Genomic DNA, 23,771 nt, shown 5'->3' on the forward strand with positions numbered 1-23,771 from the left:
ACTCCAGAACTTTTTACCGCTATTTAGTGATGATTTTGTCGCCCATAACTTTGTCTCCATTAAAGGCATCCCCAGACCCGAAGTTTTGGATAGTGACACCATTTTGCGGTGCCTGATTGATTTGAGTAAGAAGTGACTGTATCGGTAAAGATGAATCTAATAGAGCTGTTAACTCCTCTATTGATGAGCTTTCGTTGGCTTTCAGCTTTAATAGCTCTTTGCTTAAAGCACTTTCGATAGCTTCATCAATGTTGACTAGCTTACCAACAGTTGAGCGGATATTGTCTATTGTTGGTTCGGCTTTGAATTTTATGAAATCCCAAATAGCTCCACCTAGTATTGCGCTTGTAATAAATTCCATCGTATCTCCTAGTGTTTATCTGATTTAGTGTTATTTCAATGAATAACTATGATGTTTCAGGTTTAGTTTAATTATGTATTCTGCTGTAAAAACTGATTTGTATATTTAAAGTACTCACTGACAGGTGTTCTTTGCTCATCCCATCGACGCGTGAACCCTGCTGGCCGTGATCGTTCTTTTGCATATGTAAGCAGTAACTTACGCTTAGCTCTCGAAACTCCGACGAAAAAGGTACACAGGCTTTCTTCTGGGGCCCCAAAGTAACTTTGATTTTCGATACCTAAAAGCACAACGGTATCAAACTCTAGTCCTTTACTCTTGTGGGAGGTCAATATTCTTACTGATTGATCATCTGTAAACTGGCAAAGGGCCTCAAGTAGTGTCAGACCTGAGGCTAAGGCTTCATCTAACTGCTTAAATGTTTCCCTGAGAATTTCATTTAGGCGTGAAGTTGTTTCGTAGTCATGTGAAAGCGCTGTCATTGTTTTGATTCCTACTAAATCAATAAAACGCTTTGCACATTGCCAACGGTTAGGATTATCAGTAGTTATCGGGTTTTGTTGCAATTCTTTACGTTCACTTTGAATGAAGCTAAGCCACACTTGCTGGTATGAAGTTTGCCCTTCTTCGTCCTCTGTAAACGGTATTAATTGATTCATGAGCCTTGACCAAGATGCTGGCTCACGTTTACCAAAAGTGCACAGCAGGAAATCGACTATGAGGCGCGCTGCGGGTTCAACTGTTATATCTTGTAGTAATTGTTCGTTTCTATAAGGGATATGCCTATTTTTCAAGGCGGGCATCAAATGTTGGGCATAAAGGTCGGGTTGGTTTCGTATTAGAACGGCAATCTCGTTTGGAGGAATATTCTCTACATTTATCCAGTTTTGAATCTGGTCAGCTAGATATTCTGCTTCATGTTGGCTTGTTTCAAATTGAAATGCTTGTATTTCTCCTTCATTGCCAACAATGAGTTCATTCGGCATCACCGAGGAGGGATCTAATGTCCGGATAATTTCGTTTTGTAAGCGAAGAAGCTGTGGCTTTGAACGGAAATTACGGTACATGTTCAATGGTAATGCTTGAAAATCTTGAGCATAAGTGACAAAAATGCCATCAAGTGCACCTGCCCACCCCATAATTTTTTGTTTCGTATCTCCAACAGCAGTCAATCGAATGGTTGTGCCTTGGAAAGCAATTTTAAGAAACTCATACTGAATATCAGTACAATCCTGAAATTCATCCAAAAACACATCAGTATATGTTTGCCTTATGGCATTTCTAGCAGTTGCAGAATTTTGGAGTATACGAGTCGCTAATGGAACCAAATCCGTGAACGTTATTTGCTTGTGAGGAGTTCTAGAGTTTCCAATGGTATACCCTAAATCTAATGCGTTGGCTCCCGTGAGTATAGGGCGAAAACGGTCAATAATTCGCTTAGCAAATGCGTGAAATGTATAACTATCAAATCGAGATGATAATTCACCACCGCACCGGCGAGTTACTCGATCTTTTAAGTTCGAACTGGCATCAACTTTAAATGAAATTGCCAAAATTCGTTTCGGATAACGGCAAGTGCCAGTTCGGAGTAAGAAGTCAGCCCGCTGAGCAAGCATTTCTGTCTTACCAGCACCAGGACCTGCCGTTAGGGCTAGATTTCTTAAGCGCTCTTTTACCGCTATTTCTGCATTGGGCTCTAGAATCAGCCCATCGGCAGGTTTCCAGTTGTCGATTTTAATCACTCTGGTAACTCCGCTAGTTTAGCGATAACGGCGTCTGCTAATCGGTCTAATGATGGCGGCATTGAGGCTATTACTTGCTTATTGGAAAGTCTTGATAATGCTTCAATATGGGCCGCTGGCTTGCTACCAAGCTTAAATAATTTATGGTAAACGTCGAAGAGCTTTCGTTCTTTTACTGTATATTGGCATATATCAAAGTGTGAATTACCTAATACCGCTCTAACTCTACCTATCTTGGGTTTGACTCTATCTTCTTTTACTATATTAAAAGCTTCTGGATAACTTAATATCATTGAAAAATCTAAGTCTAATGGGCTTGAGAAAAAGACACCTTGATGTTCTAGTATAGTCAGGTAGTGCGTATAGTCTTTTATTTTCTGCTCTGGATCATTCCAATTTGGAATACCGTATCCTTCAGGGAATACATTATGCTGAGAGTATAATTTAAGTTGGTCATGAACATATTTTACTCGTCCCCAGCCTCCTTGATATCTTGCTATATCAAGGTCTAACAACGTAATGAATGGTATTTCTAATTTTGTTAGAAGTCGCCAGAAGTGATTGACGTGCCTTCCACCTAAAGGTGCGATAGTGATTGCAGACTCATCAATCGGGGCTCCCTTAGCTTCCAAGATCCGTGGGAGAACGATTTCTTCACTATCACCTTCACCAAGAACAACCAGTCTAGAGAAGTATATTTCAGGAAATGCTTTTACGGCTTGTATTACAAATTTGTGTGCTTCATCAGTTTTTGCTGGAAGAACAATTTCTGTAATTCTTGACTGACGTTTCGTATTTAATCGTAGATGGCGAATTTGTTTTGGGTTAATACGCCTCAACATTGAGGGGGCGTGCGTGGCAATAAGAGCTTGAGCATCGCCATGTTTAACCATTTCTTTGAGTGCGCTAACAATGCGACCAAGATAATGTGGTGATAAGCTATTTTCTGGCTCTTCTACGGCCACTAAAGTAAAAACAGGAGGGCGAAGTTTGTCTGGATCGAAAGAATCTTCCCCCTGCAGTACTGCTCGCCCTATAGTCTGAGAGGATAACACCAGAGATAAATAGAGCATTGATTTTTGTCCATCGCTTAAGCGAGAGAAATCAACTAATGCCTCATCATGTCCAGGAGCGAACGAAATAGAAAGGTGACGCAATAGGGATTCGATTTCGCTGGCTACAAAAGTTATTTGAGGCTTTGTAAAAAAATGTCCTTTATGTAGATTCGACCATGTATTTTGAATGTTAGTGCTTAGAGCATTTACAGCTGTGTTTGTTGCTAAGCACTCACTGATTTCGTCAGTATGCTCTTTAACTATTTCTCGTTCATCTTCCCAATTAATAGCTCTTAGCATTCGGCCTAAGATCGCGTTTGTGCCAAAAGTAATATGTTCAGCGGGATCACGACGTGCTGGTAAGTAATGAACTTGAATTAAGCTACGTTCACCTCGTCTAACTTTTGCTGTAGAGAGGGGGTGTCCATATTCATCTAGATCGTGTACATAAACAAAAGATTCTTCTATGTCACCATCGACCCCAATTGTTGCTTCTAACCTAAAGCGAACTCGTGGAATTCCATCACCATTATCATCAAGTCTCATGTGACCAAAGTGAGGCGCTACAGTTGTATTGTCTGCTTCATCGGTAAGTTCGGGAAATTGAAAGTCTGCTTCTATCCAAAGGTTTCGCTCGTCCGGTATTTCGATTTCGTCGTATGGCACATGGAAATCAGATTTTTTTATTCGACGTACAGAAGGATCTAGAGCAAACATACGGCAAAGCGCCTGTAAAACTGCTGTTTTCCCTGAGCCGTTAGGGCCGATAAGAAAGGTTAAATCTTCTAGGTTTAGCTCAGTTGAAGTTGGGCCAAAACTTTGGAAGTTGTATAAGCGTACGCAGCTAAGTTTCATTTTAGATCCTATTTATAGTTATTACTATAAGCAACAAAACGGTTCACGTTCCTTGAGCGTTAAGTTAATAAATTATAAGTAAAAAAGATAGTTTAATGTTTGATGTGTGAAGTAGTTTCTCAAGAGAAATGCATGTAGAGTATGGCGTAGTGGTTATGTTGCTTTTTACTCATGATTTTTTATTGCATGTTAGTTTTACTGGCTAGTGGCTTTAAGCTAATTTGGCTTTTACGGAGATATTATGGAAAATGTTTATCGAAGTCAGCTTGCTGTTATTGGCAATTTGGCAAGCGCGGAAGCTAAGCTAAATTGTTTAACTTCAACTCTCAGATCCATCCTTCAGTTAGTTGTTGTAACGTCAATAGAGCTCGCTTCTAAAAAAACTAGTACTGAAGAGCTAGATATTGATTCATCTATTGAACGATTCTGTATCCCGTCAGATGGATTACCTAGAGAAATGCTAGATAAGATAATTCCTCATTTGCGAAGCTACCAAGACAGTCGTATAGCATATGGTTGGTTTGAAGAAATTCAGAATGTAAAACCTTGTCTGTCTAAAGATATCGTTGAGTGGGTCGAGTTTAGGAACCGTGCAGCTCACGGAGTATTAGATGCTCAAACAACTAAGGAATGGGTTGATAAGATACAACTGATAATAGAAAAGTGTTTTAAGGTTTTTTCTTCTTTAATTCCGACTATAGACAGTGCTGGAAAAGTTTTAATTCGGAGTAAGTCAGAGAGTATTTATATTTCGACGCCAGTACTTAGAAATGGTCTGCCCATCGTATTGGCTAAAGTTAAACAAAGAAAAGGTTTGTGGTCTTTAGAAGGGCAAGCTCTTATTTTTGATAGACAGGCAGGTAAGTTTACTGTTGAGTTGAATGAAGATACTGTATTTTCTGGTTTAAACAGCGGGACTAAAGAAGAGTATGAAATAAAAATAATAGATTGTGATAATCAAGAGCTAATTGTTTCTCACAATGTTCCTATTAGACAAACTGCAACATTTGAAGGGCGTAAAAAAGAATTACAAGCTCTACAAGAGTGGTATGAAGATGAAGATTCTAGAAGGTGCCTTATTTATGGTGATGGAGGGTATGGGAAAACAACCCTTGTACTTGAGTTTATAAATAAATATTTAGATGGGGATATTCAACCAACTTGGTTCACCCCGTCTGTGATTAGTTTTTATACTGCAAAAATGACACGTTGGACTGCAGACGGGCTAACTCACTTCACTTCTACTAAGCCTGTGATGGACGAGTGCCTGAGAGGAGTTATGCAATGCTTTTATCCAGTTTTAGACAAGAAGTGGTATAGTATTTCTGGAAGGACGTTGATAGATCGAGTTGTGCAAGAGTTGCGAGCCAGAAAGATCGAACGTAATGATGTTTTGCTAATCATTGATAATTCAGAATCGTTAGCTGCTAATAGCCAAGATACAGCTGATTTAGCGAGTTTCTTTAGAGATGTCGGAAAGAGTGTTGGTCGAATAATTATTACATCACGAAGAAATGAAAGTATTGAAGCTGCTCAGATTTTAATTGATGGTTTAGATGAGGTTGATTGTGTTTCTTTGTTGAAATGTCTTGCCGAAACTCATGGTGCAGATGCCATTATTAAAGCGGGAAGTTCAACACTGAGAAAAGTTTCGAATAAGCTAATGCGTAAGCCGATATTGCTCGAAGCATTAGTGGTTTATGTTGCTCGCTCAGGTGTGTCAATTGATCGAGCAATGGATAACTTATATAAAAAATCTGATACAGATTTATTAGAGTTTCTATATGAAGATGCATGGGAGCGCCTAGATGAGCTTCAAAGAAAGGTGTTTTACGTTATTGTATCTATAGCTAGTCCTTTAAATGACATTTCAATTGGAAGAGCTTGCCAAATATTAGAAATTCAGCACAGTGAATTTCAAAGCAGTCTCCAAGAAACGCATTTTGCTTCGGTCTCAGATTATGGCAAGGGCTATGAAATTGAGCTTGTAGATTTAGCAAAACGCTTCTTTGAAAAGAAATTATCCGAAGTGGAGAATGATTCTCGTAATAGTGTTTTAGAGTCTGCCTCGCTGGTTGATGAATACGCAAAAGAAAGAGATCGCGTTGAGAGGGAGTATCAAGAAGATCGAGTCTCAGATGCATTTAGAAATGAATATGCTAAAGCAGCAAAAGTTGAAGGTGATAAAGAAAACTATCCCGAAGCCGATGAATTGTTTAGCTTGGCGGTTGAAGATGATCCTTGTAATTCTGCCTTAAATGACAGGTACGCTTGGTTGCTGTTAAACAAGATAAAGAACCCTGAAAGAGCTCTAACTTATGCGGAAAAAGCAATAGCGTTAGACCCTAATAATTGTGATGCAGCTGTTACTTTAGCTTTAGTATATTATCGTCTTAATAATATACAAAAAGGAGATGAGTTTATTGATGTTGCGCATAAACTCGGACGTCCTAAGTCTTTTTGTCTGTTAAGAAAGGCTATTGCAAGATTTCATATGTCTTATTCTTGTAATGGCGAAGTTTTTATAGCCGTTTTACAAAGTGCTGACACTCTTTTAAAGCAAGCGTTAAGTGAACATGTATCCCTTACGGGTTATGACGCTAAAAATTTAAGGGATATTCATAAATACCAAGAATTAGTTTTAAAGCGTTTGAGTAGTAAGCGTCTGACTGAAAAACGTTTTGGCTAAAATTTTTGTTTAAAAACAGTGTGTAGTATTGGCGCTACATACTGTTCTTAAAATGGTGAATCAAAAGTTGAAATAACCTTCTCTCTAAACCTGCCTAAGATCTCTATTGATAGGTTGATTGAGCTGGTGAATTGAACATCTTCAGTTGTTCGATTCAGTATTGCATTAGTCTGTTTCTTATCGAAAATATCACCAACGCTAAGTGTAAAAGAACGAGATTGATTGGGAAGATGACTAGGTTTTTTCTCATAGTTAGATATTGTTAATTCCATACCGCCACTAGGTTTTGACTCTCTCATCACAACATGGTTATCAGGGAGTTCAAGCTCAATTCTATGCGCAAATACGACTAGTTTGGGTTCCGCAAACATGAAGAGCCAAGCTTGTTGATCTAAAGCTCTAGTGGTTCGCAAAATGCGCCCTAATATTTGCCTAAAGTACAATTCAGTTTTTACTCGACTTAGGTGGCAGCACACCTGTAGCCTCGGAATATCAGTGCCTTCGCTTACCATTCCAACACTGACGATCCACTGTGTATTATCATGCCTAAATTCGTTGATTATGTCCGATGGGTTAGCTTCTTGGTAAGTGACTATTGTCGCTGTTTGGTGGAATGTATCTTTGAGTATTTTTAAGATATGGGACGCATGTTCAATTGAGGATGCTACGACTAATCCTGCTGCATTAGGGTTTAGCTGTCTGATACTTCCTAGCTTATCTATTGCTAGTCCTAAAATGTGATGAATCGCTAAATTATTTTTGACGACCGATTGATATGAAATTGATGAGCCTTTAAATAAGTCATCAAAACTGCTGAAAGTTTGGATCTCATTATCTTGGTTTGTAACTAATAGTTCTTCGTTATCAATTAATACAATTTTCGGGTTCCGGCAAACACCATCTCTCACGGCTTCTCTTAGGCCATAAACATAGTCACATTGAATTTTGCTATCAGGGTCTAGATATCGAGATAAAACAATCGGTGCTTGATCTGAGCGCCAAGGCGTACCAGTCAACGCCAAGGTGTACTTCGCGTGATCTTGTATGTTGAGTAAGATCTCTTCTCCCCAAGCATTGGCATCTTCAAGAGTACTACCAGAGCAATGATGGATCTCATCAAAAATGACTAATACCCGATTTCTTTTTAGTAACTGCCAGAAGTCATCTTTAAATGACAGCATCCCCTGATAGGTATAAGAGCAACCAACTGCACCTATTACGCCATCAAAGCGACATTCCAGCCTGTGTGAAAATGTGTTTTGAATACCTTGCGAGATGTTTACTGAAGGCGAAAAGCACAATACAAAATCGATAAGATCTTGCTCAAACAATTCAGCTGCTATCTCTGCCGCCATAATCGTCTTACCTGCTCCAGGAGTTGCTAAGCAGAGGAAGTGTCTTTTATTGGCATGAAAGTGCTCTAGAGCGCGGTTTACGCACTCTAATTGCCATTGTCTTAATTGCATTGGGGTTACTTCTGTTGGTGCGAGAGTACTGATTTAATAGCTTTGATTTGCCCAAGTAGCTTCGAGCTATTTTCTCTAGCCACTATGTACTGCGACTCAAGGTGTTCCTTCATCTCTGGGAAGGACTTGTATAGCCGCATATATTCTTCAGACTCTCCAATGCTAGTCAGCAGATCGACTTCTGATTGCTTAAGGCGTTCTTTTAGCTGCTGAATAGCATCTTGTTCAGTCCTATCTAGTAGTTTTTGTAAGGGCTTACTAGCTTCAATGGGTCCGTTTATAACGAAGTTGATTTGATCAAATAGCTCTGTCTTTTGGTAAGTGACTGTTTTCGTGCTCTCCTTATTAACTTTCCGTAAGGCTCTCTTTTTAACGAGTCTACTGACCTGCCTATAAATAAATTTATATGCATCGCCAACGCTTTGGTTGCTAGTGGAGGCTGCTAAAAATCTATCGCGTAACTGCACGACTTGGAAATTATTAAAGCTCTCGTCCTGGAGAATAGTATGCAACTTAGTGCATATTTTGATTGAAACTTTCGGCATGACTTTCTCACAAGGTGTTAATCACTAGCTCTAGGGAGTAGAAAAACATTACAAACTAAATGCGGATTATAATCCGTGGCTTTATAAGCCGCAACTTTGGATAGTCTTTATCTTTAACGAGATGAAAAATGAAAGACTTAGCAATCCAATTTGGCTTGAAATTACGGAGCAAACGCAAAGAGTTGGGGATATCTCAAGATAAATTGGCGCTTTTAGCTGAGATTGATCGCAGCTATGCGGGGAGAATCGAGCGCGGTGAAGTCAATATTACGCTTGAAAAGGCATATCAATTGGCCGAAGTTTTAGATTGTGATGTGAAGGAGTTGCTCCCTTAAATTTTTAGATATCGAAATGCGTCTAGCTGGTTGAATTTCGCAAATTCCCGAGCCTCATTTTTTGTCTTGAAAGGATGTATATCAAGCTCTCGTAATTGTTCAATGAATAAGTAGAAAGAGTGGGAACTTTGGTCAAATCTGTATAGCGAAGTGTTACCGTAGATAATGTTGTTATGTTTAAAATCAAAATTTCATGGGCGAGAAGCTCATTTCCGCCCAAAATTGATGTTGAAAGTAATCAAACTTTAATGTGTTGGTGCATCAATGCTATGGAAAGAATATGTCCCCCAACAAATTTTAGTAGGAAGTTATTCTTATAATTATTAGTTGCTGGGCTTTTTAGTTAATGTGTTTGTTTCTATAGTTTACCGAAAAGAGCCTTAAAACAGGTTTGGTATGGAATAAACGAGTAGATATTGGCGGGACCTGAATTCCATTTTTCTTTTACTGATGGACTTTCTAGCGAATTAAGGACCTGATAGGCTTCGGTGCGAGAGAATACTTTGGACCTTCCAAAGTTCTTTTTTTCTTTAATAAGTAGAAAATGCAGGTCGTCTTCTGACGTAGTATGTTGCAGTTTAAATTGTAACGAAGGATAGCTTTCTGCTATAGCGTTGAATCGCCCTTTCAAGGAGTTGTACTCGGTATCAATGAAATACTCGGTTACTTGTGCAAACTCAAACGGAGAACGGCCATTAAATACTTCAGGATTAAAGTAGGATAGAAATCTAGCGATAATAGTGCGGTGTTTACCTTCACTGATGAAATATTTATCTCCAACCTTAATAAAGGACAGTTTTTTCATCTCGCATTCTGATAAATAGTACTGTGGGTTATCTTCTAATTGTATCAGTCTGGACTTTAGACGTTTAAGCCATCGCCCTTCTAAGCATTGCCCCCAGGTTGAATCATCACCATACATCTGATCAATACCTATTACTTGATCAAGCGGTATAGGTCCTAAGTAGTCCTCTCCTTTTTCTTTAAGCCAGATGTCATTACGCCTTAAATAGGTGTTGTAGTTTTGAATAATATCATTTGAGAACGGCGCAGGAGCTTGCTTATTTAAAGTTTGGATATTGGTTCTAATATTTTTCATGCCAGAGAGCCTAATCATTGAGAATTAATCTATAGCTCTCCATTATTCAACAGAGAGTTCGTGGGCATATCTTATTTTGAAATACGTAGAATGAAAAGTCAGCTTATTTAATTAACACAACCTTACTTCTCTGCAGCTCAGTAATTTTTTCTTTTAGATTTGCATTTTCAAACTCTAAATCATCTATCTTCGCTACTGCTTGCACTAACTTATCATTGAGGTGATGCTGTGCAGCTGCAAAGCTAGCTAGTTGTTCTCTTGCCGCTTCGTACTTCTCTTTGTAGTTTTGCTTAATACGCTTCTGCTCATTGAGTTTTGCTCGAACAGATTGAATTTCAGGTTGAACATATTCGCCTTTCGCTTCAGCAATATCTACTTTGACGTGTTTAACCTTATCAACAAAATCAGGATAGTAATAACAACTGCCATTGCCTAGATTCGCTTCTTCTTCAACAGCTCTAACACTTAGCTTTCGTGTAGCCAAAATGCGCTTGGGTTTACCCTGTGAAATACGCTCTAGTGCTGCCTCCAATAGCAGTAATGTGTTTTCGCTCTTATTCATAATTCCATCACCTTTAACTCAGCCTCAAAAGGTGTAAACTCCATATCAAAATCAGACATCACGATCTCAGCGGCTCGAATTTGGGTGATATAGTGGCTTCTATCTGTCACCGAAATATCATCACTTAATCCTATATAGGCCACTAAGCTTTTGTGTTTTTTCTGCCACCATCTAGCTTGTTTGTCATCAATAATGCTGCTACCTGATGAACAATCAACGCAGAATTGGGGAGTGATAATGCCATCCATATCGCAGTCATATCCAGCCTTACAATAACTGTGAGCAGTACTATGTAAGGTTAATCTTCCATCTTTTACCGCTTGATAGATAACTTCCCAAGAACTGTAAATTTGTGGCACATTATCGCGCATTTTCATAATAGTTTTGCCGTGAGAACCAGATAAGTGAGCATCTGAGTGCCATTGATTAAAAATCTTATTGGTAGTTGTTTCAGCATTAATAATATCCAAGGCTTTTTGAATTTTATCATCGACCATTAAATCTCGAATACTCGCCAATTTACCACCATTGGTGTACCACTCAGTCATGGCTAGATATAAATGTTTAAATTGTTGCTTTAGGGCAACGGCTGTACCGAACCTGTTCTTAATACAGTAGAACGCTAGAGATCGCCTAAACTGGTGTGTTGTCATAGGCCAAGGCTCTCCGACCTTAACAGTCTCTTTTACCTTGTTGAATGATGCTGGGTTGGAATCTAAGCACTCCTGATAGTCCTCTTGCGTGACAACAAAATCAAACTGCTTGCAGAAGAGCTGAAGGCGTTTGTTCCAATAATTGATGAGACGAGGAGCTTTAGATCGGTAAGGTTGATTTACCCAAACCGTATTGTTGTACTTTGTATGAGGGTAACTAACCTCTTTACGCCAATATTTTGTGAGAGTTGTTACTAACTCGATAGCCTGTTGTGCTGCCGGTGCTACTACCCAGGTTTCTCGCTTTTCACCTAGCTTAAATGTGTGTGATTGCAACATGTGATAGTCGCGACCTTCAAAGGTATCCTTGTAGTAGCTATCCGGTGTTAACTTATCAAGTTCGGAATCTCGCATCCCACTAAACCCACCACAAATGATGTAGCATGATGTGATTAGTTGCCCAAGGTAACGATGAAAGTCATTGCCATTATTAAGCTCTGTATTTTCTATTTTTCTAGCCAGTGGTGCGATGATATCACTTAGCGTTTGTGGTTGGTTATCTGCAATCGCGATGACATATTTGCGGTGATCTACAATATTTTTACTTCCGCTCAAAAACGTAAATGTGAAGCCGTTTTTAAGTTTCTCATCGAGGGTTCGTTTACCCTCAAGGTAGTTGTCTTGTAGTGCTTTTTCTGTTTCCGCGATTAACTCTTTATGGGGAAGTGCCGCATTAACTAAATTAATCGCTTGACCGTAAATTGCATCAGAAAGGCGTTCAGGAATAACCAGTGTTTGTTGGAGTATTTTGTCACTTAATTTTGAGGATAATTCTTTTTTTATCGGATTGAACCCTAGTTTTAAATGGTGCCAGCCTGATAGCTTTAGTATGTTATTTATCGCTACAAACATTCCCTCTAAAGTGCGTTGAGCATACGATTTACTGATTAAGTACTCTTCAAACTTCTCCCAAGTCTTAGGGTTTGATAATTGTGATAAAGATGTGTAATTGTTTTCTAGTAAAAAACGATAGGCTATTTTATTTTTTGACAATTCGCTCTCTATTGCAGAGAAGGAAGAGGCCTTGCGCCCTTGTGGATTTTTATTAAATAACCGTCCGTAGGTGACTAATTTTAGTTCATTCATTAATCTAGGAGAATGTGTGAATTCACTAAAGTCAAAACTGTTCTTAATCTTTCGTCGAGCAAATGGCATTAAACCCCATGTATCTTCCTCAAATGTTGCGGTAATATCGCCATTGCTGTCTCTGCAAATAATAATAGCATCAAGTTCCTCATATCGGTTGTGATGATAAAGCGACACAATATCAATGTCTTTTATTTTTAGCTCTTCAGGAAAGTCGACAAGATAAAGTTGCGAAGTATCCATTATAAATACTCCTTATTGGTTTGTGATGGGATTAAATCAATAATTGAGTCAGAATCAGACCACAGAGGATGCTGGCCCTCATTAACTATGCGTAGCTCAGCTTGTTTAATAAGAGTTTTTGTCAGCTTTGGAAGGATCCGATTTTCAATAAAGTGAACGACATTTTCAAAATTCTTACGATAATGATGAGCATCTAGGTGTAGATACATTGCTTCTTCAATACAGAGTTTAAATGATAGTAAAGACCAAATATTGTGATCAGATTGAACAATTACTTGTTCTGGGCAGCCAAAACACGCAAGTAAATCCGCACAAGCAAGCCTTTCACCTTCTTTAGCTAGTCCATGCCGTAAAGCTTTTCTGGTATATTTCTCGGATTTTTTACTAAAGGGGTTGGCGCAACTTCCGCCATTTGGAGTATTACTGAGATTAGGTATATGGTTTTTGTACTCTTCCTCAATGACTAACACTTCAATAGCTATGTTTTGCTGTGCCTCTTTTGTACTGACTTTTGCTTGCGCTTGTTCTTGCCTTATCAAAAGCGTATCTTGCATCATGCCATTGTTGGTGTATTTATTACCGGTCGAGTAGCTTTTTTTGCGGGTATTAGGCGTATTATTCAGCATAATATCATTAGCTAACTTTCCCTGATGATAAGCTGTAAGTTGAGAACCAGTTTCACGAAAGCGACTGATTACGGGCCTTAGTCGCCTTCCTGTTTGGTCTGTAAAGACAAAATGCTTTTCTACCCATAGTCTTAGAAAGTCTTGAAGTGTCGTTGCGTTCATAGGCTTTAATTGCTTGTGAGCGATAGTTTTAAGTAGTAATTTGTCACCACCTTTATTTAAAATTTTTGAAGCTTTTAGTAACTTGTCAAAAAAGGTTATTGAATGCTTTGGCATTTCCAAGACACCATGCTCACCCATTTCGATCTGAATCATTTTGAATGCTCTACGTTTAAAAGTTGGCATGGTGTACCAGGCTTCATCTAATGAGAATGAGGTGTTCTTAGGTTGTTTTAAGTTGAATAAGTCACATGTATTAGCATATGTGTAATAAGCTAATAAAAAGGTTGCAGAACACATCATTTTAGATATGCCACTACACAGCTTGTATGTATCTCCTTTCCATACAAACTCCATTGTTGGTCTGCTCTTATTTGCCGCGATATGTTTGTCTGGGTTTGCAATAAATTGCTGATATGTTTGATTAAACAGCTTTATTAAAAAGGGAAGTAATTGATTTAGGTCACTACGAGAGTATGCTTCAAAGGGCTCTGTATCACTTGAATTCAGGACTGTTATGTTATCGAACCAGCTCGTAGGTAAATCAAGAGTTTGTGTAAAGGTGACAAACAATCGTGAGCGCATCTTTTTATAAGTGCTTTTCTTTAGCGAACCTAAAAGCACCTTTTGATACAAGGCATCCATATATTTTTCAATGGATATTCTTGTAAATGCTCTACTGTTTTCTTTGTCACACCATTTTACGTATGGATAGATGTTATTAAAGGTGAAATACAGTGAACTATGGCTCCCTCCTTCATCAATGGATTCTTGAAATTGGTCTTTCATTTTAAGAATAATTCTTTCTCGATTGGCATTGATAAAATCATTTTCTTGTTGCATGGTTTCGGTACTAGGAAAGTGCTTTACTAAGAGGCGATTAAAATCAGCTTTACGATGATGACCGTCATTGAGCTGAATACACAACTCTGGTTTCCATCCACTCAAGTAGGTTAGATCAGTCATCATAACTCTCTAGTGCTTCGTGTATGATGCTATCTAAGAGGCCAAACTTAACTTTGAAGGCTTCTTTGCGCTTTAAAAACTTTAGATACTTCCAGGTTGTACTCTCATTATTATGTCCCATCCACCCCATTAAGAGCTCCATGCTATCTGCTACAGGTAGTTTCGCCTCTAGCAAATCATTCAGGCGGTATGTTCCGTATGTAGAGCGTAAGTCATGGAATCTATGCGAAAATGTGGCTCCAGCATTTATAATTTTAGCTCTGAACTCGCCCCACCTAGATTCTATGGATTTGGAGGACGCAGGGTTACCCTGTTGGCTAATAAAGAGTGATTCGTGACTTTTACATCGCTCTAATACTTCAATTTGAGCTTGTTTAAACCAGTGGTTTTCAAGGGGAAGCTGTTTAATTTTTTCATTTAGCTTATTCACTCGACTAAGCCTGCGCTCTGAAGTTTTGTAATCTTCCAATAAGTGCAATAATTGAGCAGAGATCTCAACATGCCGAGTTTTTCCGAATTTTGTTTGGACTCCTGTTGTTCGTGGGCACAACAATATTTCAAAGCGATGCTCACTTTCTGCAATGGCTGTTGCCGTATCCAATGCTTCAAGAGTCAAAGTTGCTATTTCTTCAATTCGCATGCCGGTATCAATCGAAATCAATACTTGTAGGCGTAACTCTTCTGATTCTTGCGGCAGAAATCGAGTTAAGAGAAATAAGGAGTCGCGGCTAAGAGGAGATAGCGGTCGTATATTCTTACTATTGGCATCTTTTGGCACTTTTATGCGCAAGTCGCTTGCTTGTACTGTGAAGGTTGGATGGATATGCGCTAACATTCCTTGGCTTTTAACTTGTACAAACTCTATTTTAAAAGGGGCTTCTTGCTCTCGATTAATCGTCAGATACCTTTCGTGCATCGTCCACAAGTAAAAATTCTTAACGTGATTCATGTAAGCGTTAGCAGTGCTATATGCCAGTTGATCTTGTTTGACTAATTTAAGCAGGTACGATCGAAACAAATAGGTCGGTTTTAGTCTTTTGATCGGAGGGGTATGATCCCATTCTAGCCGTTCATCTTCCAGGAACTGATAGTATTTGAGGAGAGCACGACTGGATGGGCTAAGGTCTTTGGCTCGTTTTATGGCTTTTAGATAAAAAAAGTAGCTGTTTGGTTCACAAAGGAATATTCCATCCTGGCTAAATAAAGTTGGAAGTGAACCGATGTTATGTTCAGATGGAAGGCAATGATATGAACCATTATTATGGATTTGTAAATTTGTTTTTTTAAATACAGAACTTGAATGTATTAACTTAACCATGTGAGGCAAATCTCCAAAAAGAGTTAAAATACTGCTCTTTAAAAAGAACAGGATGTCACCTCGTTTTAGAAAGCTGTCGCATAGCTTTATATGCAACAGCCTATAAGATTTTCCTAAATAGTCAAGTAGTTGGGGTAGCCTTTCTACACTAACCCTTCATGGTAACAAACTCTTCTGCGCCCGTTGGGTGGATAGCGACAACCGCATCGAAATCTGCCTTGGTTGCGCCCATCTTCATCGCTACACCGAAGCCTTGCAGGATCTCATCCATGCCGTAACCTATGCCATGAATACCGACAACCTTTTGCTCATCACCCGCACAAACCAGCTTCATCTTACAAGCCTGACGGTGAGAGGTGACTGCTGTGTACATAGAGGTGAAGCCAGAGGTGTATACCGTCACGTTATCTTCGCCATATTGTGCATTCGCTTCTGGCTCAGTTAAACCCATGGTGCCGATAGCTGGGTGGCTAAATACCACGGTTGGAATGCAGCTGTAATCCATCTTAGCATCTGTCATGCCGTTGAATAATCGCTCCGACAACAGTCGACCCGCTTTAACCGCGACAGGCGTTAGTTCTACGCCGCCTGCCATGATATCACCGACACAGTATATGCCCGTGTCTGTGGTGTTTTGCTGCTCATCTGTGATCACATAGCCCTTAGCATCTAGCTCAACCTTGGTATTTTCAAGGCCAATGTTGCCCGTCGATGGGTGACGACCAATAGCCCAGATCAGGCAGTCGATATCGTAGCTTTCGCCATTTTCAATTTTAAGAGTGAGGCTGCCATCGCTATTTTTGGTGACCGACTCTGGGGTGCTATGGGTGTGTAACGTTGGGCCGTCAGTGGCCATAGACTCCATCAGCGCTTCGCTTAGCATAGGGTCGAAGTTACGTAGTGGGGCGTGCTTACGCACAAACAGGTGAGTATCACTGCCGAGAGCTTGCAGTACACCAGCGACTTCGACGGCAATATAACCCGCACCGATCACGGCAACGCGTTTAGGCTGCTCGGCGAGTGCGAAGAAGCCATCAGAGTCGATACCATACTCGGCACCAGGAATGTTTGGAATGGTTGCCGCGCCGCCAGTGGCGATTAAGATATTGTCAGCCGTGTAGTGCTCGCCATTCACTTCGATGGTGTGGCTATCGACGAAGCGGCCGTAACCGCGCACTAAAGTGACGCCATTGCTTTCTAGGCCACGATCGTAAGAGCCATGGATACGGCCGATATAGGCTTCACGACTGGCAATCAGGGTGCTCCAATCAAACTTGTTTACGGTAACGTCGAAACCATAATCTTTAGCATACAGGTGCATGGCTTCAGCCACTTGTGCGCCATACCACATCACTTTTTTCGGTACGCAACCTACGTTAACACACGTGCCGCCCAGCTCTTTCGCTTCGATAAGTAGTACCTTGGCACCGCGCATGGCTGCTCTGTTAGCCGATGCAATACCGCCGCTACCCGCGCCAAGACAGATATAATCAAAATGTTGAGCCATGTGTATCTCCAATAAAGTTGCGAACTGTTGGCCAAAAGCAGATGAATAGGGGCTTTTGGACCCGTAATTATGATTAACCCGTTTGTTGCTTAAATAAAATTACAACGAGTGACGAGTTAAATTATTGGCTTTGCGCCAGTTCAAGAACAAGCCATTGTAGAGGGAAAAATTTGATCCAGCTAGCCCCATAAATTATGAGTTAGAAGACTTTAATTTTTAGCTTAAAACCACCGATGGCAATCATTAATGGCTTTGGCTGAAATGGTTCTCTGCGACCCGCTGGTGATTGAGAGTTTGAGTCAACGCATAGGGAAGTGGGCTATTACAGTCTGTCTCTATGATTATTAAATGGGAACTTCCACTATGATGTTCAAGCCGCGTGTTTTAACGCCTGTACTGGCAGGTGGCGTGGTCACTCTGCTCGGGGCCCTCTGCGCCACATTTCATGCATTCCCATTCGCCTTGTCTAATCTTGAGTTCCGTTTGGTAGTGGCGATTGCGTGAGTTGACTCCCGAACTAAGGTGGCGATCTAGACTATTCATGCGGCTGTTAAGCCAGCGACAACCTGGGTCGTTGGCCACGCTGCTGCGGCTGGCGAGCCGTTGCTTGCGACTCTTAGCCTTAGCTTTCTTAGACGAACTCTTCTTTGTCACGCGGCTTTGTGTTGAGGAGCGCTTGGAGTCTTCAATGGGGGGCGGTGAGTAATTAAAGTCGCTCTTAGGCTTGTCGGGTAGCTCGATCGGTTGACCCTTATCGTTTAGCACGCTACCTAAAGCGAGTGTTGCGCTATCGGGGTCGTTGCCAAAGCTGAGCGGGCTATAAACAATGATGAGTGTGACTAAAGTTAAGCGCGATAGAAGTAACATTCCTTGTTCCTCTTACTCAAGATTACTGTCCGTGTAATCTGTTTTGTGTATTCAGGTTTTATATTCGCTCCTGCTTACAGCTTGCTTAGCCAGCAAGAGCGAAACAGCTAACTATGAGTTGTTAGTATAGCTAATTGTGGTGGATAAGAAGCTGTTAACTAAAGACGGTGATGAATTGGCAAAGGTCAGCTAAAAATAGCTGACCTTATGTCGTTGACTAAAAGTTCCAGCTTAGGTGCAGGCCGGCAAAGGTTTCATCCAGGCTACCGGTGATGCCATCATTACGTGCCTCTAGCTTGATATCTTCTTGAGCGATAGTGTGACTAATGTGGCCAGATACGACAAAGTTATTAGGTAATAGGTACTCGGCTTCTACACCAAACTGAAAGTGGTTAGGGCCATCATGATCTTCGGTGACATACTGAAAATCAAAACCTTGGGTAACATACGGGCTAACGCTTAAGCCTTCGGTCAGCTCCCAGTTACTGTGTAGGCTGACTTCTACGAAGTAACCAGCCGCTTCGGTGGAGTAAGTATAGCTAACAGATGGTACTAACCAGTCTACCGCTGTGTATTCGAGTGAGCTGAATAGCTCATTGTCATGAGCACGCTCATCGCCATAAAATTCTAGGCGCTGATAGCCTAGGCTACCACTTAAGTTTTCACTAAGCTCGAAGCCATACTCAATACCAAAATTCCACTCGGTATAGTGCTGGCTATCACCGCGCCCCACGGTGGCATAAACCGTCAGATTGTCTTTTTGTACTGCGGCGGTAGCCCAATAGATGCCGCCTTTGTCTAAGTTGTTGCGGCCTTCTGAGATGTATTTCGAGTCCCAGCCAAGATCGATAAGCCCTTGAACTTGTCCGCTATCGTCTAAAGGTAGCTGCTCAATGATCTTAGTATTGTGAGAGTCATCGATATTGGCCGCACCGTCGGCAAAGACTGCTGGGCTGATTGATAGTGTTATTAATGCAGTATATAAACTGGTTTTTTTCATTGTTAGACTCGAAATATTGGCGAAAGAAAGTGACCCTTGGCATAGTAGTTTTTAGTTGTAGAATGTAAATGATAATGGGTCGTATTTGCGATGTGGTTTACAGTATCAATATTGTGTAAAGTCTGCATGGGCAAAATTTGATCTAGATCCTAGAAGATGTGGTTTTTTGTTGTTAGGACGCATTTAGTTTACAAACAATTGTGCTCCATAGATTGAATCTTGCCGTATCCGCCCTTATCTCTATAGCTATCAACATAGAATGTTAAGGAATCATCGATGAGCAATCCTTTGTTAAACAGCAACAAGCTTCCCCCTTTTTCAAGTATTCAACCTGAACATATTCAGCCTGCTGTTGAGCAAGGTATCGCCAATTGTCGCCAAAAAATCGAAGAGGTGCTTAAGCACCAAGGTGAGTTCACATGGGATAACCTTGTGGCACCGCTAGAGGAGATGGACGATCAGTTAGGTAAGATCTGGTCACCTATTTCACATATGAATTCGGTTGTTAGCAGCGAAGAGTGGCGCAAGGCTCATGATGCTTGCTTACCTCTATTATCTGAATACGGCACCTTTGTCGGTCAGCATCAGGGCTTGTATGAAGCTTATAAGTCGCTGGCGGAGTCGCCTGAGTTTGCTCACTATTCACAAGCACAGAAGAAGTTGATTGAGAACAGCCTACGTGACTTCGAGCTATCGGGCATTGGCCTAAGCGATAGCGACAAGCTGCGTTATGGTGAATTGGTTAAGCGTATGTCGGAGTTAACCAGTAGCTTCTCGAACCAGTTACTCGATGCCACACAAGCTTGGACTAAGCTGATCACCGATGAAGCCGAGCTAAAAGGTCTGCCTGAGTCTGCCATTGCAGCCGCGAAAGCGATGGCCGAGGCTAAAGAGCTTGATGGCTGGTTGTTTACCCTAGACTTTCCATCATACCTGCCAGTAATGATGTACAGCGAAAATCGTCAGCTACGTGAAGAGTGCTACCGCGCCTTTGTGACGCGAGCATCGGACCAAGGCCCGAATGCCGGAGAGTTCGATAATGGTCCTTTGATGGATGAAATCATCGCATTGCGCCATGAGGTTGCCAACCTGTTAGGCTTTGATAGCTTTGCACATAAATCACTCGCGACTAAGATGGCAGAGTCTCCGGCACAAGTGCTGGATTTCTTAACTGAACTGGCTGCTCGCTCTAAGTCTCAAGGTGAAACAGAGCTGGCTGAGTTAACTGAATTTGCTGAAAAAGAGTGTGGTGTGACAGAGCTTGAGCCTTGGGATCTAAGCTTCTACGCTGAAAAACTCAAGCATCATAGATACGAGATCTCCCAAGAGTTACTGCGTCCATACTTCCCTGAAAATAAAGTGCTATCGGGTCTGTTCTATACTGTATCGCGCCTATTTGGCCTAAAGGTAGAAGAGCAAAAAGAGTTCGACAGTTATCATAAAGATGTGCGCTTCTTCCATATTACCGACAGTAACAATGAGCATCGCGGCAGTTTTTATCTCGATCTCTATGCCCGTGAAGGTAAGCGTGGCGGTGCATGGATGGACGATTGTCGTGCGCGTCGCATGACAGAAAATGGCTTACAAGATCCTGTGGCCTATCTAACTTGTAACTTCAATGCACCAGTGGCGGGTAAACCTGCACTGTTTACCCATGAAGAGGTGACAACCCTGTTCCACGAGTTTGGCCATGGTATTCACCATATGCTAACTAAAATCGATGTGGGTGGAGTATCGGGTATTAGCGGTGTGCCTTGGGATGCGGTGGAGCTACCGAGTCAGTTTATGGAGAACTGGTGCTATGAGGAGGAGGCGTTAGCCGAGATCTCAGGCCATTACGAAACGGGTGAACCATTACCTAAAGCAATGTTAGACAAGATGTTAGCGGCGAAAAACTTCCAGTCAGGCATGATGATGTTGCGTCAGCTTGAATTCTCGTTGTTTGATTTCAAGTTACATCTAGAGTTTGATCCAGCTAAAGGTGCCGAGATCCAGCAAAAGCTCGATGAAGTACGTGAGCAAGTTGCAGTGATTAAGGCGGCAGAGTTCAACCGTTTCCAACATAGCTTTGCTCATATCTTTGCGGGTGGCTATGCGGCGGGTTATTACAGCTATAAGTGGGCCGAAGTGCTCTCTGCCGATGCATTTTCACTGTTTGAAGAGCAGGGGATCTTTAATGCGGAAACGGGCCAACGCTTCCTTGAAAACATCCTAGAGATGGGCGGTAGTGAAGAGCCGATGGAGCTGTTTAAGCGTTTTCGTGGTCGTGAGCCGCAGACCGATGCGTTATTAAGACACAGTGGAATTAATGGCTAAAATTAGCTTTTAAAATCTATCAAAAGGCGCTTCAGGCGCCTTTTTTAATTGCTCTCGCACACGCTTGTTATCAGGTATGACCTCTGCTAGCCTTGCGCTTCATATTTATTAGGATGCAAGCAGAGTCATCAATGAATCTCTATTTTAGGCTTATTTGGTTATTTCTTTGGCGTAATCGTCATTGCAACAAGATCGACTTCTTAGATACCAGCCGCTTGGCGTATCGCGCACTGCCGACAGATTGTGATATTAACTTTCATCTGACCAATTCTCGTTACCCCGCGTTTATGGATCTCGCTCGTACTTATATGATGGCTGAGATGGGCTTCTTGAAGCGATTCCTAAAGTTAGGCTGGATGCCTATCGTCAATGCGGCAGAGTTTACCTATATCCGCGACATCAAGCCGTTTGCCAAGTTTGAAATTGAAACCAAATTGGTGGGCTGGGATGAAAAGTATTTCTATATTGAACAGCGCTTTGTCAGCGCCCGCGGCTTGCACTGTATCGCGCATGTGCGTGGGGTGTTTGTCTGCAAAGGCAAGCAGGTGGCTATTGCGACTATGCTCGCTGAAGTTGGTTTTAATGAACCTGCCCCGCAATTGCCGCCAGAGGTGATAAAATGGAAGAGCTTCCTGCTGCTTAAGAAAGAGTGCAATCTGCCTAGCCCTACGGGTGAGCCGATGGAGTTTAGAGCGGCGAGCTAAGTATGCGCGCGCTGCTCAGTTTGGCCAATACTGGCTAGAGTGAGCTCTATCTCCTCTAGCATTTGGCTCACCGACCCGCGTAATTTGGCCTGGATCCAGTAGCGGCCTATGTGTTCGTAATCTAATAGCTGCAATCGACTTTCCAGTGCTTTAAGGCAGGGAATGAATGCACAATCGGCGAGCGAAAAGCTTTCGCCACAAACCCAGTGATTATTGGCTAGGCGGCGATCAAAATGGTCTAAGCTGGCTAGCATTGTCCTTTCTAACCGTTTGGTGTGGATCTGATTGCTGCTGGTATTGATCGCTTCCAGCCAAGCGTCTATCTCTCTATCTAGTTGATGGTCGCTTAACCTATCATAGAGCCTGACATATAAGGCTTGAGTCTTGTCTATCGGGATAAGTTGAGTACCAGAGCTGATATAGTTATCTATATATTCAATAATAATGCTCGCGTCGTTAAAGAACTCTTTTGAACGTACGTGTAACAGTGGAAGCTTGGCTTCAGCATTAAGCTGTTGAAAACTGCGCCTGCTAAAAGCATCGCCAAGGTCGATGATATGCGGGCTGAAGCTTGCCTGTTTTTCGTAAAGAGCAATCAGTGTTTTTTGTGACTGGCGTGCCAGCGGATGGTAATACAGATCCATAGCCGAAGTGGGTTCGTTATTTATAAGGGTTACTATTAACTCTAGTCGCTAACTGTTGGACTCTCAATGTTGCTGACAAGAGGTTTAACTGACTGGATACCGACATTGATAATTAAAGAGATGCCACTTCAAATGGTTAGTCATATAAGGTAAAGCTTGATTACTCGGGTTTAATTTTTAGTAACGAGGGAGAGTATGAGTCAAATTGAAAAGTTTTCGGCTATCTACGCCAGAGCATCGCAGCGAAAAGGTGGTGATGCCAGTCTCGAAAGTTTGTTACCGACAGGCCTTAGCAATAAAGAGCTAATGCAATTTAGCGATGCACAGCTTTTGTCTGAGATCAGCAAAAAGGTGTTTCAAAGTGGCTTCGTATGGCGGATTGTCGAGGCTAAATGGCTGGAATATGAGAAAGCCTTCTTTGGCTTTGAGCCGTTTAAAGTACTGATGTTGTCACCGGAGCAATTACAAGACCGCGCAAGCGATCCTAAGCTTATTCGTCACCTCAAAAAAACCATGGCGATCTATGACAATGCCCATATGGTTAACGATCTAGCGAGAGAACACGGTAGTTTCGCCAAGTTTATTGCTGAGTGGCCGAGTGAAGATATTACTGGGCTCTGGGCCGAACTTAAACGTAAAGGTACACGACTCGGTGGTAACACTGGCCCTTACTTTCTACGTTCTATGGGCAAGGATACCTTTCTATTAACGACTGATGTTCAAGGATATTTTAAGAGTCACGGCCTTGTGGATTATGGCTTTAGCTCTAAGGCAGGTTTGCAACAAGTACAGAGTGTGTTTAATCACTGGCAACAGGAGTCTGGGCGTAGCCTTGCCGATATCAGCAGGGTGTTGGCCTGTAGTGTGGGCGACAATCGTGTTTAAACTAAAAGCTGTATTTTTGAGGTAAGTT

19 protein-coding genes are annotated in these 23,771 nt (G+C 41.4%); 5 read left to right on the forward strand and 14 right to left on the reverse strand.

What is annotated here, in order from left to right; genetic code table 11:
- Nucleotides 1–19: 19 nt before the first annotated feature.
- The 3 genes from JMA39_RS16620 to JMA39_RS16630 form a co-directional block, all read right to left on the reverse strand.
- A complete protein-coding gene (locus JMA39_RS16620; protein ID WP_202722979.1) occupies nt 20–361 on the reverse strand; it encodes a hypothetical protein in 342 nt (113 codons plus the stop codon).
- 71 nt (nt 362–432) lie between these two features.
- Nucleotides 433–2,103 (reverse strand): UvrD-helicase domain-containing protein, encoded by a 1,671-nt coding sequence (locus JMA39_RS16625; protein ID WP_202722980.1) that lies wholly within the window; start codon nt 2,101–2,103, stop codon nt 433–435.
- Nucleotides 2,100–4,013, reverse strand: a complete 1,914-nt coding sequence (locus JMA39_RS16630) for an ATP-dependent nuclease (RefSeq protein ID WP_202722981.1) — start codon at nt 4,011–4,013, stop codon at nt 2,100–2,102. Before JMA39_RS16630 ends, JMA39_RS16625 begins: the two co-directional genes overlap by 4 nt.
- Nucleotides 4,014–4,254: 241 nt before the next feature.
- Between JMA39_RS16630 and JMA39_RS16635 the strand changes: the two genes are divergently transcribed.
- Nucleotides 4,255–6,702: a hypothetical protein gene (locus tag JMA39_RS16635; RefSeq protein WP_202722982.1), complete on the forward strand. Its 2,448-nt coding sequence runs from the start codon at nt 4,255–4,257 to the stop codon at nt 6,700–6,702.
- Between the two features lie 47 nt (nt 6,703–6,749).
- On the opposite strand, the gene JMA39_RS16640 is transcribed toward JMA39_RS16635, so the two are convergent.
- Together JMA39_RS16640 and JMA39_RS16645 are read right to left on the reverse strand one after the other, a co-directional pair.
- Nucleotides 6,750–8,168, reverse strand: a complete 1,419-nt coding sequence (locus JMA39_RS16640; protein ID WP_202722983.1) for a DEAD/DEAH box helicase — start codon at nt 8,166–8,168, stop codon at nt 6,750–6,752.
- 5 nt (nt 8,169–8,173) lie between these two features.
- Nucleotides 8,174–8,713: a response regulator gene (locus JMA39_RS16645; RefSeq protein WP_202722984.1), complete on the reverse strand. Its 540-nt coding sequence runs from the start codon at nt 8,711–8,713 to the stop codon at nt 8,174–8,176.
- 128 nt (nt 8,714–8,841) lie between these two features.
- On the opposite strand from JMA39_RS16645, the gene JMA39_RS16650 reads away from it, so the two are divergent.
- Entirely contained in the window at nt 8,842–9,048 is a 207-nt protein-coding gene (locus JMA39_RS16650) for a helix-turn-helix domain-containing protein (RefSeq protein WP_202722985.1), read from the forward strand.
- A gap of 358 nt (nt 9,049–9,406) precedes the next feature.
- Here the strand turns inward: JMA39_RS16650 and JMA39_RS16655 are convergent, their stop codons facing one another.
- The 8 genes from JMA39_RS16655 to JMA39_RS16690 all read right to left on the reverse strand — a co-directional run bounded on the left by JMA39_RS16655 (nt 9,407) and on the right by JMA39_RS16690 (nt 19,194).
- A complete protein-coding gene (locus JMA39_RS16655; RefSeq protein ID WP_202722986.1) occupies nt 9,407–10,147 on the reverse strand; it encodes a hypothetical protein in 741 nt (246 codons plus the stop codon).
- A 103-nt stretch (nt 10,148–10,250) separates the two neighbouring features.
- On the reverse strand, nt 10,251–10,709 hold the full coding sequence (locus tag JMA39_RS16660) for a hypothetical protein (RefSeq protein WP_202722987.1): 459 nt from the start codon (nt 10,707–10,709) through the stop codon (nt 10,251–10,253).
- Nucleotides 10,706–12,751: a hypothetical protein gene (locus JMA39_RS16665; protein ID WP_202722988.1), complete on the reverse strand. Its 2,046-nt coding sequence runs from the start codon at nt 12,749–12,751 to the stop codon at nt 10,706–10,708. The genes JMA39_RS16660 and JMA39_RS16665 overlap by 4 nt, the downstream gene beginning before the upstream one ends.
- Entirely contained in the window at nt 12,751–14,502 is a 1,752-nt protein-coding gene (locus JMA39_RS16670; RefSeq protein WP_202722989.1) for a hypothetical protein, read from the reverse strand. Before JMA39_RS16670 ends, JMA39_RS16665 begins: the two co-directional genes overlap by 1 nt.
- Entirely contained in the window at nt 14,495–15,820 is a 1,326-nt protein-coding gene (locus JMA39_RS16675; protein ID WP_202722990.1) for a tyrosine-type recombinase/integrase, read from the reverse strand. The genes JMA39_RS16670 and JMA39_RS16675 overlap by 8 nt, the downstream gene beginning before the upstream one ends.
- Before the next feature lie 148 nt (nt 15,821–15,968).
- Nucleotides 15,969–17,327 carry a glutathione-disulfide reductase gene (gorA, locus tag JMA39_RS16680; protein ID WP_202722991.1) on the reverse strand — a complete coding sequence of 453 codons (1,359 nt, stop codon included), beginning with the start codon at nt 17,325–17,327 and terminating at the stop codon, nt 15,969–15,971.
- A 384-nt stretch (nt 17,328–17,711) separates the two neighbouring features.
- Nucleotides 17,712–18,194, reverse strand: coding sequence for a hypothetical protein (locus JMA39_RS16685; RefSeq protein WP_202722992.1), 483 nt, complete (start codon nt 18,192–18,194; stop codon nt 17,712–17,714).
- 217 nt (nt 18,195–18,411) lie between these two features.
- Complete coding sequence (locus JMA39_RS16690) at nt 18,412–19,194, reverse strand: outer membrane beta-barrel protein (protein ID WP_202722993.1); 783 nt, start codon at nt 19,192–19,194, stop codon at nt 18,412–18,414.
- A 276-nt stretch (nt 19,195–19,470) separates the two neighbouring features.
- Here JMA39_RS16690 and prlC point away from each other — a divergent pair, with 276 nt between their 5' ends.
- Together prlC and JMA39_RS16700 are read left to right on the forward strand one after the other, a co-directional pair.
- Entirely contained in the window at nt 19,471–21,510 is a 2,040-nt protein-coding gene (gene prlC, locus JMA39_RS16695; protein WP_202722994.1) for an oligopeptidase A, read from the forward strand.
- A gap of 131 nt (nt 21,511–21,641) precedes the next feature.
- Nucleotides 21,642–22,214, forward strand: a complete 573-nt coding sequence (locus JMA39_RS16700) for a thioesterase family protein (RefSeq protein WP_202722995.1) — start codon at nt 21,642–21,644, stop codon at nt 22,212–22,214.
- Here the strand turns inward: JMA39_RS16700 and JMA39_RS16705 are convergent.
- Nucleotides 22,211–22,858 carry a glutathione S-transferase family protein gene (locus JMA39_RS16705; protein ID WP_202722996.1) on the reverse strand — a complete coding sequence of 216 codons (648 nt, stop codon included), beginning with the start codon at nt 22,856–22,858 and terminating at the stop codon, nt 22,211–22,213. The genes JMA39_RS16700 and JMA39_RS16705 overlap by 4 nt on opposite strands.
- Before the next feature lie 195 nt (nt 22,859–23,053).
- Here JMA39_RS16705 and JMA39_RS16710 point away from each other — a divergent pair, with 195 nt between their 5' ends.
- Nucleotides 23,054–23,743 carry a DNA-3-methyladenine glycosylase I gene (locus tag JMA39_RS16710; RefSeq protein WP_202722997.1) on the forward strand — a complete coding sequence of 230 codons (690 nt, stop codon included), beginning with the start codon at nt 23,054–23,056 and terminating at the stop codon, nt 23,741–23,743.
- Nucleotides 23,744–23,771 lie beyond the last annotated feature (28 nt).

The sequence above is a fragment of the Shewanella schlegeliana genome (assembly GCF_016765635.1).
GTDB classification, from domain to species: Bacteria; Pseudomonadota; Gammaproteobacteria; order Enterobacterales; family Shewanellaceae; genus Shewanella; species Shewanella schlegeliana.